The organism is Pantoea sp. ACRSC (assembly GCF_022346785.1).
GTDB classification, from domain to species: domain Bacteria; phylum Pseudomonadota; class Gammaproteobacteria; order Enterobacterales; family Enterobacteriaceae; genus Pantoea; species Pantoea alvi.
Genome location: NZ_JAKRNN010000013.1, coordinates 79,259 through 94,410 on the forward strand (window position 1 = coordinate 79,259; position 15,152 = coordinate 94,410).

Annotated in this window: 15 protein-coding genes; 10 read left to right on the top strand and 5 right to left on the bottom strand. The window is 57.3% G+C overall.

Annotated elements, in window-relative coordinates; genetic code table 11:
- Positions 1-499: 499 nt before the first annotated feature.
- Positions 500-1,378, bottom strand: a complete 879-nt coding sequence (gene hexR, locus MHZ97_RS14020; protein WP_239314938.1) for a transcriptional regulator HexR — start codon at positions 1,376-1,378, stop codon at positions 500-502.
- 369 nt (positions 1,379-1,747) lie between these two features.
- Here hexR and zwf point away from each other — a divergent pair, with 369 nt between their 5' ends.
- Both zwf and MHZ97_RS14030 read left to right on the top strand, forming a co-directional pair.
- The gene (gene zwf, locus MHZ97_RS14025; RefSeq protein WP_033746536.1) at positions 1,748-3,223 is read left to right on the top strand and encodes a glucose-6-phosphate dehydrogenase; all 1,476 of its coding nucleotides are present in this window, start codon (positions 1,748-1,750) and stop codon (positions 3,221-3,223) included.
- Positions 3,224-3,399: 176 nt separating this feature from the next.
- Positions 3,400-4,038 carry a bifunctional 4-hydroxy-2-oxoglutarate aldolase/2-dehydro-3-deoxy-phosphogluconate aldolase gene (locus tag MHZ97_RS14030; protein WP_103796192.1) on the top strand — a complete coding sequence of 213 codons (639 nt, stop codon included), beginning with the start codon at positions 3,400-3,402 and terminating at the stop codon, positions 4,036-4,038.
- A 51-nt stretch (positions 4,039-4,089) separates the two neighbouring features.
- On the opposite strand, the gene purT is transcribed toward MHZ97_RS14030, so the two are convergent.
- A complete protein-coding gene (gene purT / locus MHZ97_RS14035; RefSeq protein ID WP_239314939.1) occupies positions 4,090-5,268 on the bottom strand; it encodes a formate-dependent phosphoribosylglycinamide formyltransferase in 1,179 nt (392 codons plus the stop codon).
- A gap of 152 nt (positions 5,269-5,420) precedes the next feature.
- On the opposite strand from purT, the gene MHZ97_RS14040 reads away from it, so the two are divergent.
- Both MHZ97_RS14040 and MHZ97_RS14045 read left to right on the top strand, forming a co-directional pair.
- Complete coding sequence (locus MHZ97_RS14040; RefSeq protein WP_103796065.1) at positions 5,421-6,074, top strand: tellurite resistance TerB family protein; 654 nt, start codon at positions 5,421-5,423, stop codon at positions 6,072-6,074.
- A gap of 113 nt (positions 6,075-6,187) precedes the next feature.
- Positions 6,188-8,251, top strand: coding sequence for a prolyl oligopeptidase family serine peptidase (locus MHZ97_RS14045; protein WP_103796064.1), 2,064 nt, complete (start codon positions 6,188-6,190; stop codon positions 8,249-8,251).
- Here MHZ97_RS14045 and exoX read toward each other — a convergent pair.
- Together exoX and MHZ97_RS14055 are read right to left on the bottom strand one after the other, a co-directional pair.
- Positions 8,245-8,913 carry an exodeoxyribonuclease X gene (gene exoX / locus MHZ97_RS14050; protein ID WP_103796063.1) on the bottom strand — a complete coding sequence of 223 codons (669 nt, stop codon included), beginning with the start codon at positions 8,911-8,913 and terminating at the stop codon, positions 8,245-8,247. The genes MHZ97_RS14045 and exoX overlap by 7 nt on opposite strands.
- Positions 8,914-8,916: 3 nt before the next feature.
- Positions 8,917-9,147, bottom strand: a complete 231-nt coding sequence (locus MHZ97_RS14055; RefSeq protein ID WP_239314940.1) for a DNA polymerase III subunit theta — start codon at positions 9,145-9,147, stop codon at positions 8,917-8,919.
- Between the two features lie 151 nt (positions 9,148-9,298).
- Between MHZ97_RS14055 and copC the strand changes: the two genes are divergently transcribed.
- From copC to MHZ97_RS14080, 5 genes are all read left to right on the top strand, one after another.
- Complete coding sequence (gene copC, locus MHZ97_RS14060; RefSeq protein ID WP_103796061.1) at positions 9,299-9,664, top strand: copper homeostasis periplasmic binding protein CopC; 366 nt, start codon at positions 9,299-9,301, stop codon at positions 9,662-9,664.
- A gap of 3 nt (positions 9,665-9,667) precedes the next feature.
- Complete coding sequence (copD, locus tag MHZ97_RS14065) at positions 9,668-10,543, top strand: copper homeostasis membrane protein CopD (protein ID WP_239314941.1); 876 nt, start codon at positions 9,668-9,670, stop codon at positions 10,541-10,543.
- Positions 10,544-10,578: 35 nt separating this feature from the next.
- Complete coding sequence (locus tag MHZ97_RS14070; RefSeq protein WP_103796060.1) at positions 10,579-10,926, top strand: YebY family protein; 348 nt, start codon at positions 10,579-10,581, stop codon at positions 10,924-10,926.
- Between the two features lie 644 nt (positions 10,927-11,570).
- Positions 11,571-12,461, top strand: a complete 891-nt coding sequence (locus tag MHZ97_RS14075; protein ID WP_239314942.1) for a benzoate transporter — start codon at positions 11,571-11,573, stop codon at positions 12,459-12,461.
- A 346-nt stretch (positions 12,462-12,807) separates the two neighbouring features.
- Positions 12,808-13,665, top strand: a complete 858-nt coding sequence (locus MHZ97_RS14080; RefSeq protein WP_103796056.1) for a manganese catalase family protein — start codon at positions 12,808-12,810, stop codon at positions 13,663-13,665.
- Positions 13,666-13,902: 237 nt separating this feature from the next.
- Here the strand turns inward: MHZ97_RS14080 and MHZ97_RS14085 are convergent, their stop codons facing one another.
- Positions 13,903-14,109: a hypothetical protein gene (locus tag MHZ97_RS14085; RefSeq protein WP_103796055.1), complete on the bottom strand. Its 207-nt coding sequence runs from the start codon at positions 14,107-14,109 to the stop codon at positions 13,903-13,905.
- Positions 14,110-14,504: 395 nt separating this feature from the next.
- Here MHZ97_RS14085 and MHZ97_RS14090 point away from each other — a divergent pair, with 395 nt between their 5' ends.
- Positions 14,505-15,152 carry a metallophosphoesterase gene (locus MHZ97_RS14090; RefSeq protein WP_103796054.1) on the top strand — a complete coding sequence of 216 codons (648 nt, stop codon included), beginning with the start codon at positions 14,505-14,507 and terminating at the stop codon, positions 15,150-15,152.

The following is a 15,152-nucleotide window of genomic DNA, read 5'->3' on the forward strand; positions in this document are numbered from 1 at the left end:
AAGTGCTGGCAAGGAGGTAAATCATGTTGGCTATCGTACAGACCATCCATGAGTATCACCTTGTGTTAGCTGCGGTGAATCTCTTGCTGGCCTACTTACTGAAACGGGTCGGTACTTAGGGAGACCCTTAAGAATCTGCCAGAAAAATCTGAGAGGGTATGTAATATAATGATACCCGAAACATCCCCCATAGGCCCCGCTGAGTTGACCAGAAAGGGGACCCTCAGTCTCCTTTTGTAATGCCTATGGTCTCTAAGCGTGAGGCTATTCAGCGACAGTTGCGACACAAAGAGAGCAACAAGAAGTGACACAAAGAGATTGACACATGGTCTAACCCTATGATCTCCTAAGGTCACACCACCTATGGAATGTCCTTCTGAGACGTCTTGACATGAAGGACTCCGTTGACAAATTTGCGTATCCCCTAAAGTGGACAGGGCGTGATCGTTATTCTAACTGAAGCAGAGCCTGTGATACGACTCACATTGTGAATGTGATGTTAATTTTTTTGTTGCGCTGCGTTTTCCTGGGTGAAGGGCTTATCGAAACGCGACTCTTTTAAGGCCTCTTTTACTCGCTTCAGGTTTTCCCGAAACGCGGCACCGCGCGCGAGAATAAATCCGGTTGCCAGCACGTCGATAACGGTGAGTTGCGTCAGGCGGGAAACCATTGGCAGATAGACATCGGTATCTTCCGGGACATCAAGCGTGAGCGCCAGCGTGGCGACCTCTGCCAGCGGCGAAGCGGGAGAGGTGACGGCTATCACGGTGGAACCGTTTACACTAGCGAGGCGAGCCAGTTCTACCATATTTTTCGTGCGGCCAGTATGCGAAATCAAAACAAAAACGTCCCCGGCGCGACTATTTATACAACTCATGCGCTGGATCACAATATCCTCTGACCAGACCACCGGCAGATCAAAGCGCAGAAACTTAATAAAGGCGTCGTGCGCCACCACCGCCGAGGCGCCGAGGCCAAAGAACGCCACTTTCTGCGCCTGCGACAGCGCCGTTACCGCCTGCTGCACCACCGCAAGGTCGAGCTGGTCGCGCACCTGCTGCAGCCCCGCCAGCGCCGAGTCGAAAATCTTATGGCTGTAGCCGCGGGTGTCGTCATCGTCATTAACGTCGCGGCTGACCCAGCTTGCTCCTTTCGCCAGGCTCTGCGCCAGCTGCAGTTTAAAGTCCGGGAAGCCGCGCGTGCCGAGCCGATGGCAAAAGCGGTTAACGGTGGGTTCGCTCACCTCGGCGGCGCGCGCCAGCCGGGCGATGCTGGAGTGGATCGCCTCCTGCGGGGCGGCGAGGATGCGCGCGGCGACCTTGCGTTCCGATTTACTGAGGGTGGCCAGCTGCGCCTCGATTTGTTCCAGAGTATTCATAACCTGATGACCGTTATCGCTTTTATCGATGCCAGCAATGGCTGGCAGAGAGGGGATAAAAGCGTGAATATACCCTGTTCGCCTTGACTGCGCGCAAGTACGGATAAGTTGGCGCGGGAAATTTTTGTCATAATTTGACCCGGATTCGATTTTGTTGCCCATGGGCCGCAAGGCTACAGTGGGTTAAAGCGCACGCACTATCACATCGGCACACCTTATTCCGTTCAGAGTGAACTCTGCGGACCAGCACAGAGTCGGTTTACCTGACTCCCTGAAATAAGTACATTGTGCTGAAAGAAAATTACAACATGGACCCGGTGGATGAGGATGCAAACGCCAACGGGATCATCCTGCAACGAGGAGAGGAAAATGGCGGTAACACAAACAGCCCAGGCATGCGATCTGGTGATTTTCGGTGCCAAAGGCGATCTTGCACGCCGGAAACTGTTGCCTTCACTGTATCAGCTGGAAAAAGCGGGACAGATCCACGAGGAAACCCGCATCATCGGCGTGGGACGCGCCGACTGGGACAAAGCAGCTTATACCAAAGTGGTGCGTGAAGCGCTGGAAACCTTTATGAAGGAGAAGATCGACGAAGCGCTGTGGGACAAACTCAGCAGCCGCCTCGACTTCTGCAACCTCGACGTCAACGACACTACCCATTTCCCTAAACTGGGCAAGATGCTCGATCAGGCAAAGCGCACCACCATCAACTATTTCGCCATGCCGCCAAGCACCTTCGGTGCCATCTGTAAAGGCCTGGGCGCGGCGAAGCTGAACGCTAAACCGGCGCGTGTGGTAATGGAGAAGCCGCTCGGCACCTCGCTGGAGACCTCCAAAGAGATCAACGACGCGGTCGGCGAGTTCTTCGACGAAAGCCAGGTGTTCCGTATCGACCACTACCTCGGCAAAGAGACGGTGCTCAACCTGCTGGCGCTGCGCTTCGCTAACTCTATTTTCGTTAATAACTGGGACAACCGCACCATCGATCACGTGCAGATCACCGTGGCCGAAGAGGTTGGCATTGAAGGTCGCTGGGGCTATTTCGACCAGGCGGGCCAGATGCGCGATATGATCCAGAACCACCTGCTGCAGGTGCTGACCATGATCGCCATGGCACCGCCGTCTGACCTCAGCGCCGACGCCATTCGCGACGAGAAGGTCAAAGTGCTGCGCTCGCTGCGCCGTATCGATCAGACCAACGTGCGCGAAAAAACGGTGCGCGGCCAGTACACCGCGGGCTTCGTGCAGGGGAAAAAAGTGCCGGGCTATCTGGAAGAAGAGGGTGCCAATAAATCCAGCTCGACGGAAACCTTCGTCGCCATTCGCGTCGATATCGACAACTGGCGCTGGGCGGGCGTGCCGTTCTACCTGCGTACCGGCAAGCGTCTGCCGACCAAATGCTCTGAAGTGGTGGTTTACTTCAAGAACCCGGAGATGAACCTGTTCAAAGACTCCTACTCTGAACTGCCGCAGAACAAGCTCACCATTCGTCTGCAGCCGGACGAGGGCGTGGATATTGAGATCCTGAACAAAGTGCCGGGGCTGGATCACAAGCATAAGCTGCAGACCACCAAGCTCGATCTGAGCTACTCCGAAACCTTCAACCAGTCGCACCTGGCCGACGCCTATGAGCGTCTGCTGCTGGAGAGCATGCGCGGCATTCAGGCGCTGTTCGTGCGCCGCGATGAAGTGGAAGCGGCCTGGACCTACGTCGACTCTATTATCGACGCCTGGGCTGCCGACGGCGACTCCTCCAAGCCTTATCAGGCGGGGACCTGGGGGCCGGTGGCCTCCGTCGCGATGATTACGCGAGATGGCCGTTCCTGGAACGAGTTCGAATAATCCTGAAAATAGCCCGCCCTGTGCGGGCTTTTTTGTGCCTTGCCGCAGGAAACTGAACCGCAGTTTCAAAAATAGCGCCGGGCGGATAGACGATGCGGAAGGCGATCCTGTATGGTAGTGGCGCATTGATGGCGCGCCGCGCGGCTGACGCCGGTATGGATAAGCAAGGGGAACTGATGAAGAACTGGAAGACAAGTGCGGAAAAGATTCTGACCACTGGCCCTGTAGTGCCGGTGATCGTGGTGAACAAGCTGGAACATGCGGTGCCGATGGCGAAAGCGCTGGTGGCTGGCGGCGTTCGCGTGCTGGAAGTCACGCTGCGTACGCCGGTGGCGATGGAAGCGCTGCGCCTGATGATTAAAGAGGTGCCGGACGCCATTGTCGGCGCAGGCACGGTGATCAACACCCAGCAGCTGCAGGAAGTCACCGAAGCGGGCGCGCAGTTCGTTATCAGCCCGGGCATTACCGAGCCGCTGCTGAAGGCGGCGGTGGACGGACCGGTGCCGCTTATTCCCGGCATCAGCACCGTTTCCGAGCTGATGACCGGCATGGATTACGGCCTGCGCGAGTTTAAGTTCTTTCCCGCGGAAGCGAACGGCGGCGTCAAGGCGCTGCAGGCGATCGGCGGCCCCTTCCCGCAGGTGCGCTTCTGCCCGACCGGCGGCATTTCGCCCGCCAACTATCGCGACTATCTGGCGCTGAAAAGCGTGCTCTGCATTGGCGGCTCCTGGCTGGTGCCGAACGACGCGCTGGAGTCGGGCGACTGGGATCGCATTACGCGTCTGGCGCGTGAAGCGGTGGAAGGCGCGAAATAAGCCTCAGCGGTGAGCAGGGCGCTCACCGCATTATGATTTCCCGCGGCTTTATTACCCTTCGACCGTTACCGCCGCCGCGCTGGCGATAGCCCGCGCAACAGCGTCATCGACGTTTTCGCCGCAGGCCAGCGCGACGCCAAGGCGGCGCGAACCGGCGATTTCAGGCTTGCCAAACAGGCGCAGCTGCAGGCCCGCGCCCAGCGCCGCCTCAACGTTGACGAACCGCACATTCTGGCTGTGCAGCTGCGGCAGAATAACGGCCGACGCTGACGGGCCATACTGGCGCACGCCGCCGATCGGCAGGCCGAGAAAAGCGCGTACGTGCAGGGCGAACTCAGAGAGATCCTGCGAAATCAGAGTCACCATGCCGGTGTCGTGCGGACGCGGCGATACTTCGCTAAAGATCACCTCATCGCCGCAGACAAACAGCTCGACGCCAAACAGGCCGTAGCCGCCCAGCGCTTTCACCACCTCGCCGGCGATCGCCTGCGCGCGCTGCAGTGCAATGTCGCTCATCTGCTGCGGCTGCCAGGACTCGCGGTAGTCGCCATCTTCCTGGCGATGGCCAATCGGCGCGCAGAAGTGAAGGCCGTCGACCGCGCTCACGGTGAGCAGCGTAATCTCAAAATCGAATTTAACCACGCCTTCGACAATCACGCGGCCGGCACCGGCGCGTCCGCCCTGCTGGGCATATTCCCAGGCGCTGTCGAGCTGGCTCGCTTCACGGATAAAGCTCTGGCCTTTGCCTGATGAACTCATCACCGGCTTAACGATGCAGGGGAAGCCGATCTCCGCCGCGGCCGCTTCGAAGCTCGCCTTGCTGTCGGCGAAACGGTAGCTGGAGGTCGGTAACGACAGCTCTTCCGCCGCCAGACGGCGAATGCCTTCGCGGTTCATGGTCAGGCGCGCGGCACGCGCGGTCGGCACTATGCGCTGGCCCTGCTGCTCAAGCTCAATCAGCTTATCCGTGGCGATCGCTTCGATTTCCGGCACCACATAATCGGGCTTTTCCTGCGCAATCAGCGCGGCCAGCGCCTCGCCGTCAAGCATGTTAATTACGTGGCTGCGGTGCGCCACATGCATCGCGGGCGCGTCGGCGTAGCGGTCTACCGCAATCACTTCCACACCCAGTCGCTGGCACTCCAGCGCCACTTCTTTACCCAGCTCACCCGAGCCTAACAGCATGACACGCGTCGCAGCCGGACGCAGCGCAGTTCCAAGAGTCGTCATAATTTCACCTGTGAGTCAAAACGCGCGCGCAGTATAAACGAAAACGTTTGCGTTCTCATCCCTCGCTGCTTTGCCTCTCTTTTCTCACCTTGACGTTAACTGACGCCCGGTAAGGCAGAGTAGAGGCCTTATCGCAAAAAAAGGAGTAAGCCATGAACAACCTGTTGCAGCAGCTTCAGTCGCTTTTGACAAAAAAAGGTCACAGCGGCGGCAACGGAGGTTTACAGGATATGCTGGCACCCGGCGCGCTGGGTGGCCTGGCAGGTTTGCTTATCGCCAGTAAAAAGTCGCGCAAACTGCTAACCGAGTATGGTGGCAAGGCGCTGATTATCGGCGGCAGTGCGGCGGCCGGTGCGGTGCTGTGGAACAAATATAAACAGCGCGTGCGCGACACGCATCAGGCCGATGCTGGCTTCGGTGAGCTGCAAACCCCTGCGGATCAGCGTGCCGAGCGGCTGGTGACGGCGCTGGTTTTCGCCGCAAAAAGCGATGGCCATATCGACGATCGCGAGCGCGCCGCCATCGAGCGCAGCATCCATGAGTCGGGCTACGGAGAGGAGGCGGAAGCGCTGATCCAGAAGGCGATCAATCGACCGCTCGATCCCGCCTGGCTGGCTGCCGACGTGAAAAACGAGGATGAAGCGCTGGAACTCTACTTCCTGAGCTGCGCAGCAATCGACGTCGATCACTTTATGGAGCGCAGCTACCTTACCGCCCTCGGCGACGCGCTCAAGATCCCCCAGGACGTGCGTGACGGCATTGAAAACGACCTGCGCGAGCAAAAAGCGCGCATCCCAGCCGATTAAGCCCACCGCGGCCGCGCCGCGCGGCCGCAATAACAAGGCGTTACCGACAAAAATTTGGCTTCCCCGCCACCTGATGCCACCCTTAAAGGATATTAATAACAGGGAGACGGAGCATGCAGGCCCCCATTGCGAAAAAAATTCCTTATGAAATGCGCCTCCACGGCGAAACGCGCGTGGATGATTACTACTGGCTGCGCGACGACAAGCGCGAAAATGAAGAGGTGCTGGACTATCTGCGCGCCGAAAATAACTACGGCAAGCAGATCATGGCGACTCAGCAGCCGCTGCAGAACCGGATTTTAAAAGAGATTGTCGATCGTCTGCCGCCGCAGGATCATTCCGTTCCCTACGTGCATAACGGCTATCGCTATCAGAGCCGCTATGAGAGCGGCAACGAGTATGCCGCCTACTATCGCCAGCCCGCCGGGCATGCCGTGACCGATGAGTGGACGCTGTTGCTGGATGCTAACCAGCGCGCCTCGCACAGCGAGTTCTACACTATGGGCTCGCTTAATATCAGCCCTGACAACAGGGTTATGGCGCTGGCGGAAGACTTTCTCTCCCGGCGTCAGTACGGCATCCGCTTTCGCTGCCTGGAGAAGGGGAGCTGGTATCCAGAAGTGCTGAATAACACCTCCTCCAGCTTCGCCTGGGCGAACGATTCACGCACGCTCTACTACGTGCGCAAGCATGAGCAAACGCTACTGCCTTATCAGGTGTGGCGCCATGAGCTCGGCACGCCGCAGAGCGCCGACCAGCTGGTGTATGAAGAGCAGGATGATACCTACCACCTCAGCGTGCACAAAACCACCTCCGAGCACTTTATTCTGATTGCGCTGTTCAGCACCAACAGCAGCGAGATCCAGCTGATCGACGCGGGTTTCCCCGACGCGGTGCCGCAGGTCTTCCTGCCGCGGCGCAAAGATCATGAATACAGCCTGGATCACTACCAGCATCAGTTCTATGTCCGCTCTAACCGGGAAGGGAAAAACTTCGGCCTGTACCGCACGCGCTGGCTGGAGGAGTCGCGCTGGGAAACCCTGATTAAGCCGCGCGACCATGTGGTGATGGAGGACTTCCAGCTGTTTCGCGACTGGCTGGTGGTGGAGGAGCGTCAGCGCGGTCTCACCAGCCTGCGCCAGATCCACTGGGAAACCGGGGAGGTGACCGGCATCGCCTTTGACGATCCCACCTATGTTACCTGGCTGGCGTTCAATCCGTCGCCGGAAACCAGCAAGCTGCGCTACGGCTATGGCTCAATGACCACGCCGACCACGCTGTTCGAGCTTGATATGGACACCGGCGAGCGGCGAATCCTCAAGCAGAGCGCGGTGGGCAATTTCGACCCCGACAACTACAAAAGCGAACACCACTGGATCACCGCGCGCGACGGCACGGAAGTACCGGTGTCGCTGGTCTATCACCGCAAATATTATCAGCCGGGTAAAAACCCGCTGCTGGTCTACGGCTACGGCGCCTACGGCAGCAATATGGAGGCGGATTTCAGCGTCAGCCGGCTCAGCCTGCTCGATCGCGGTTTTGTCTACGCGCTGATCAACGTGCGCGGCGGCGGCGAACTGGGGCAGAGCTGGTATGACGGCGGCCGCCTGTTCAACAAAATGAACAGCTTTACCGACTTTATCGACGTGACCCAGGGGCTGGTGAAAAAAGGATTCGGCCAGCCTGGGCAGCTCTACGCCATGGGCGGCAGCGCAGGCGGCCTGCTGATGGGCGGGGTGATTAATATGGCGCCGTCGCTGTTCCACGGCGTGGTGGCGCAGGTGCCTTTTGTTGACGTGGTCACCACCATGCTGGATGAGTCGATCCCGCTAACCACCGGCGAGTATGACGAATGGGGCAACCCCAACGACGCCGACTATTACGGCTATATGCGTCAGTACAGCCCCTACGATAACGTCGAGGCGAAGGTGTATCCGCATATGCTGGTGACAACCGGGCTGCATGATTCTCAGGTGCAGTACTGGGAGCCGGCGAAGTGGGTGGCGAAACTGCGCGCGCTAAAGACCGACAACCATCTGCTGATGCTCTGCACGGATATGGATGCCGGTCACGGCGGCAAATCGGGGCGCTACAAATCCTATGAGGGCATCGCGCTGGAGCTGACGTTTCTGATCGCGCTGGCGCAGGGCAGCCTGCCGCCGCAGCGCGATTACTGATCGTCGCTCACGTATTTGCGCAGCGCCTGCCGCAGCGGCGGGCGCAGATCGCGCACGTTTTCCAGTACCCAGCGCAGATAGCGCGGATCTTTGCGCGCGATAGCGGCAACGCTCTGGCCGCGGTATTTACCAAAGGGCAGCACGTCGCCTGCCACGCTGGCGGGCTGGCAGTGCTGCGCCATCTGGCCCGCATCCCAGCCAGAAATCTCCATAATGCGGATCAGCAGGGCGGCGGTGACGTAGCAGTCGTACAGCGCGCGGTGGGCGTGCAGATCGGCGGGCGGCGTGACCTCCAGCTTAAGGCTGTGGCGCAGCGCCTGGTTGCCGTACTTTATGCCTGGCCACAGCTTGCGCGCCAGCGTCATGGTGCAGATCCAGTCGCCGTGCATCTCCGGCAGCATACGGCGATCGAAGCTGGCGTTATGGGCGACATAGAAAGGGCTGCCGTGATAGCGGCCAATCGCCTCTTCAATCGTGGGTTTGCCTACCACCATCGCTTCGGTGATGCGGTGTACCGCCATCGCCTGGCGGCTGATGGGGCGGTCCGGCAGGATCAGATCGCTCATTGGATTGACGATTTGTCCGTCGATAACGTCGACCGACGCCACTTCCACTACGCCGCCCTGAAGCCCGCAGGTTTCGGTATCAATTACGCGTAACATGATTTACTTCAGCTTGGGTTCGTAGGGCAGGCGCGAGAAGTTCAGCGACGCCTGGCGATAGTGCATCAGGCGCTGGCGAAACCAGTCGCGCAGCGCCGCTGGCTGCTCAGATTCAACCATTTCAGCCACCACCGGCATATTGTAGCGCTCTTTGAACGCCACGCCCGCTGCGGCCAGTTCAACGTTGATTTTATCTTTCTCTTCCTGAGAAAGCAGGGCGAGGTTTTGACTCATGGGTATCTCCTGAAGACAGGGGGCAAAAATAATGCTTATCCCGGCCTGAATCAAGGGCAAAGGATAGCATTGCTGGCCCTCGACACCTGAAAAGCCAGCGCGTATCCTTGCCCGGGTTTGACGCTAATGCGATGGCTAAAAGGATGATCCTATGTACAAAAGAACGATCTTGTCAGGCGTTGCCCTCTCGCTGTTGTTAGTGAGCCAGGGGGTGCTGGCGCATGCTCACCTTAAATCATCCCAGCCGGCCGCCGATGCCGCGCTTACCGCCTCGCCGCAGGCGCTGACGCTGAGTTTTAGCGAAGATGTGGAGCCCGCTTTCAGCGGCGTGACGCTGCTTGACGCCAGTCAAAAACCTGTTGCCAGCGAGAAGGCGCAGCAGGATGCGCAGCAGCACAGCCGCCTGATTGTGCCGCTGAAGACACCGCTGGCGGCGGGCGACTATCAGGTTAACTGGCATGTGCTGTCGGTTGACGGCCATAAAACTCAGGGCAGCTACCGCTTTAGCGTGAAGTAACGCGTGTCCTCGCTGTGGATCCTGCTGCGCGCGCTCCATTTCGCCGCCGTTATGCTGCTGGCGGGCAGCGCCTTTTATACGGCGCTGTTGGCCCCAGGACGCTACCGCCGCGCGCTGGGGCGGCGTCTTGGTGCGATGATGCGCGGTTGCGTCTGGCTGGCGCTGGTCAGCGCATTGCTGATGCTGGCGACCCAGCTGACGCTGATGAGCGGCGACTGGCGCAACCTTGCCGACGCTGAGATCTGGCGCGCCGTGCTGAGCACCCGTTTCGGTGCGGTGTGGCAGTGGGAGATCGGTCTGGCCGGCTTTACGCTGCTGGCGAGCCTGCTGAGAGATGAACGACAGCAGCAGGCGTGGCTGATCGGCGCCTTGCTGCAGCTGGCCTGTATGGCACTGACCGGCCATGCGGCGATGCGCGAAGGACTTGCGGGCGCGCTGCAGCAGGCTAATCATGCGCTGCATCTTATCGGCGCGGCCTTCTGGGCGGGCGGTTTGTTACCGCTGCTGATCCTGATGCGCGAGGCGCGGCAGATCGACCGCCGCAGCGACGCTATCCGCGCTATGATGCGCTTTTCGCGCTATGGACACCTGGCCGTGGCGGTAACGTTATGCACCGGCGTGGTGAATGGGCTGCTGATCGCAGGCTGGCCAGGCGAGTGGAACGGCAGCCTCTACAGTGAGCTGTTAGTGGTCAAGGCGGTGCTGGTGGCGCTTATGGTCGCTATCGCGCTGTTCAATCGTTACGTGCTGGTGCCGCGCTTTCGCCTGGCGGGCAAGGGCGCGCAACAAAATTTTATCCGTATGACGCAGCTTGAACTGCTGCTGGCATGCGCAGTGGTTGGTCTGGTCAGCGTCTTCGCCACGCTGTCGCCAGCCTGAGTATGACCCGTCTGGAATGAGTAAAAAGGTAGGCTATTTTGCTGAAGAAAGTGATCCCTGCAATGCTGTTGTTATCCCTCTGTGGCCAGGCGCTGGCGTCAGAAATTATTACCGTCAGCCGTTTCGAAATCGGTAAGGCGGCATGGCCCTTTAGCCGTGAAGAGGTGATGCTGAGCTGTGAGAAAGATGGTTCGCTGTTCGCTATTAACCCCAGCACGCTGATGCAGTATCCGCTTAACGATAAAGCGGAAGCGCGCGTAAAAGCGGGGCAGGTGAAGGCGCAGCCGATCTCTGTGATTCAGGCGGAAGATAAAGCGCACCCGGGCCAGATGATGAGCCTGCAGCCGATTATCGAGCGTACCCAGGCGCTGTGCGATAAATAATCCTGTCCAGGCGCGAGCCGTTTTCGCGCCTTATTTTGCTGATTCTGCCGTCAGGATCACAATCTGATCCTGCGGATCTCCTCTGCCCGGCCGTTCGCTGGCATTTCCCCAGACGTGGACTAACCTTAAGTTGCAAGGCGTCATCGCCTGCATTAATGCCAACTTTTAGCGCACGGCTCTCAAAGAGCCATTTCCCTGGACCGAATACAGGAATCGTGTTCGGTCTTTTTTTATTTATTAATTTTTAACGTTGCCTGAAATAACAGCCGTTACCGTATGCTGTGAATTTCACTCGCGCCTTTCTGGTTATCTCTCTGCACGCTCGAGGTTGTGCTTCTTTAAACGCCCTGATGACGCTCGCTGCGTTATTTTAAGAAGCAAAATTTATTTCACCTGCGTCAACATTATGCTGCCGCTTTTTGTGAAACGCAGCCTCGCTCAACCGAACGCGCTATCCGCACTGACTCACGGCGATAAGGCGGCAGTAGCAGGCTGCGTCTGGCACTAAACCGTTAAAAATCCAGTATGAGAACAGTCTTCGATCCGTTAAAAAAAGTAAACGTAAGTAACATTTTAACTTTTTGTGCTCGCCTGAATCTGTTAATCTGACGGGGTTAAAAAAACGCCTTCAGGTCGCTAGTGCAATGATATATGACTGCTTTTTATACTATGACGAAGATATGCTTCTGGAGCTACGCCTCAACACCCTTTACCAGCACGTTGATAAATTCGTCATTGTCGAATCGCTCTATACCTTTACCGGCAAGCGCCGGGAAAAACTAAAGTTTGATATCGAAAAGTTCGCCCCTTTTCGCGATAAAATCATTTATGTGGTTAACGACGCCGTTCCAAAAATCTATGCGCATAGCTTTTATTCCAACAGTTCGCTGGTGAAGGCTGGCGAATCCGACGCCTGGGAAAATGAAACTATCGCGCGCAATGCCATTATGCGGGGATTAACCAACGCTCGGGACAGCGATATTATTATCGTGTCGGATGTTGACGAAATTCCGCGCCCTGAAGCGCTGCGGAAGTTTAGCTCCGCCTGTTTATGCACCACGCTTTACCAGAATTTCTATAATTTCAAGTTCAACCTTCAGGTATTGAACGAGGATGGATCACCGCGGCTGTGCAGGCTGCCTAAAATGACCACCTATAAACACCTGAAAGGCTTCTTTCGAGGCCAGCCTGAACTGCTACGCAACGTGAAGCGTAAAGGCACGCCCATTCGGGATTGCTGGTGGCGCTGGAAATGGCTAAAACTGCGTACGCGAACCGTTAAGGATGCAGGCTGGCATTTTTCATGGGTCATGGACGATGCGCGTATTAGCGAAAAGATGGCGACTATTTCGCATACCGAACATAATTTGCCGGAGTTTAACAATCCCGATCATATCCGGCGCTGCGTTGAGCAGAATGTCGACATCTGGAATCGACCTCGTAAGATGGTGATCCGCCCTATGACCGACGAATATATGCCTGAATGGCTGGTCAGGAATCAACATCGTTTTGCCGACTACATTAAATCCGTTTAATCGCGCGCTGCTCTGGCGGCTCGATTTGCTCTGCGCCAGTCTCAGGCTCGCGGCCTGATAAGCGAAGGCGCTAAAAGAGAACGCCGGCGCTTCGCCTGCTGTCAGGTGTAGGGTAATAGAATCCTTCTCTTTTAACCTTATTGTTATTAATACTACTGCCCCGGCGTTAAATATCGCCGGGCGAAGCGGCAATAATATTTTGGTTTTCTAACTGACTAATATCTCTACAGGCGCCGCTTTTCTGCCGCTTATATTTGCCGCCGAAATTTACGGGCGCGCTTTCATTTTTCGTTAACCTCTTCCAGGCTTGTCTGGCTTATTCTTTTCAACAAGCCAGGAGATAACTATGTTTCACCATTCTTCAAAGCTTCAATACCCTGTTCGCGTCGACAAGCCAGATCCGGAATTTGCCATGCTGCTGCAGCAGGCGATTGGCGGCGTAGAAGGGGAGATCCGTGTGGCGATGCAGTACTTCTTCCAGGCGATGGGCGCGCGCGGCGATGCGCGTATCCGTGATTTGCTGATCTCTACGGCAACCGAAGAGCTGGCGCATATCGAAATGCTGGCGCATGCCGTTGCGCTCAATCTGGAAGGCGCGCCGCTCTCCTATCAGGAAGCCTCGGCGAAAGATCCGGTGGTCAATGCGGTACTGGGCGGCATGAACCCGCGCCACATTCTTTCATCAGGCCTGGCGGCGCTGCCGGTCAACGCCAACGGCGTGCCTTTCGATATGAGCCATATCTACGCCTCAGGCAACGTGGCGGCCGATATGATCTCCAACGTCGCCGCAGAGGCCACCGGGCGCGTACTGGCGACCCGTCTCTATAATCTCACCGAAGATACCGGCATGAAGGATTTCCTCTCATTCCTGATCGCCCGCGACACCATGCATCAGCAGCAGTGGCTGGCGGTTATTGAGGAGATGGGCGGTCTGAGCGCGTCGCTGCCAATCCCGAACAGCTTCCCGCAAAGCGAAGAGGCCAGCGAGCACTCTTACTACGTGCTTAACACCTCGCTGGATAAGCCGCTACCGAAAGGACGCTGGTGTGAAGGCCCCTCCTTTGACGGCAAAGGGCAGTTTACGGCGAAAGAGGAACCTGAGCTGCTGGGTGATGAGCCGCAGCTGGGCTATGCCCGTCCCGGCTCGGGCGCGCAAAGCGAGCAGGAGCTATCTGGCACCGTACCGCCAGCGCTAAAACCCTGATTGCAACCTGTCCAGGGAGGGACGTGTACCCTACATAGCATCCGACGCGTTTCACGTATCCTCTGATGCTTGTCAGAAAATGAACTATCGCATCAGCGGCAGCAACCGCTCTGGTACCAGTCTAAATCAGGGCGCCAGAAATATTTTTTTTCGGCGTGAGGCAAACCAGCAAAATCGGGCGGCGTCGGCGGCCTAAAAATGAAAAACCCCGGCCTGGGCCGGGGTCAACTGAATCACTCATTCAGTATCCAGAACCTGCTGCAGCCAGACCAGTTCGTCATCGAAACCAGACTCGCGTAACAGCTGGAAATAGGATTGCTGAATCTCTGTTGAAACTGACGCCAACAGCATGCCCAGCATTCCTTTGGTTTTACAGATTTCTAGTGCTGCGTTTTCGAGAGAATCAAGGTTAAAACTTACGTTATCAAGCGTTTCAGCGACCATTCTTATTCTCCTGACCGGAGGTAATCAGCCATCCCTCCTTTGCTGTGTGTATCTGCTCCACATCGTGGACGGGCTGAGATCCCACACTAGCGCAGTTTCGTCTGTCGGAAACATCCTGATATCTGAACAGTAATCGCCATTCGCTGGCGCTTTTAGCGATAAAATGTACGGAAAATCTGAGTAGATGTCAGAAAGCATCGCGTCTGGGCGGTCAGCCGACAAACAGCAGATGCACGAGGCGCGCCAGCGATTCCAGCAGCAGCAGGCTGCCGATAAAAATAAGCACTAACACGCTGATAAATTGTTTCCGACTATTCATCACGCCTCCCTGAAGATGTAACCGGCTATACTTTAACCCGCCCTGAGTAAACCTGTTCTTAACAAGCGGAATCAAAATGCACTACCAGTATCTCAACGGTGAAAACTGGCAAAACATCTGGATCGTCGGCGATCTGCACGGCTGTCGGCGACAGCTGGACGCGCTGCTGCTGGAAAACGGCTTTGACAAGCAAGCCGATTTGCTGATTTCCGTTGGCGATTTGATCGATCGCGGGCCCGACAGTCCCGGCTGCTTAGCGCTGCTGGACGCCCCCTGGTTCCGCTGCGTGCGGGGAAATCATGAAGAGATGGCGCTGCGTGCGTTACAGTGTCACGATTCGCAGAACTGGATAATGAACGGCGGCGACTGGTTTTACAAGCTGACCGGCGAGAGGCTGATTGCGGCGCGTCATGCGCTAAGGCGTCTGGAAGATCTGCCGCTGGTATTACACCTGCAGTTGGCGGATCGCACTGTGGTGGTGGCGCACGCCGACTATCCCGCAGAGCGCTACGCGTGGGAGCAGCCGCTGGACTGGCATAAAGTAGTCTGGAATCGGGAGCGCATCACCCGGCTGCAAACAGGTGATGCGGGAAAAATCGAGGGTGCCGACGCCTTTTACTTCGGCCATACGCCGCTGCAGCATCCGCTGGCGTCAGGCAATCTGCACTATATCGACACCGGCGCGGTGTTCGGCAACCGGCTGACGCTGGTGCAGCTGCAGTAA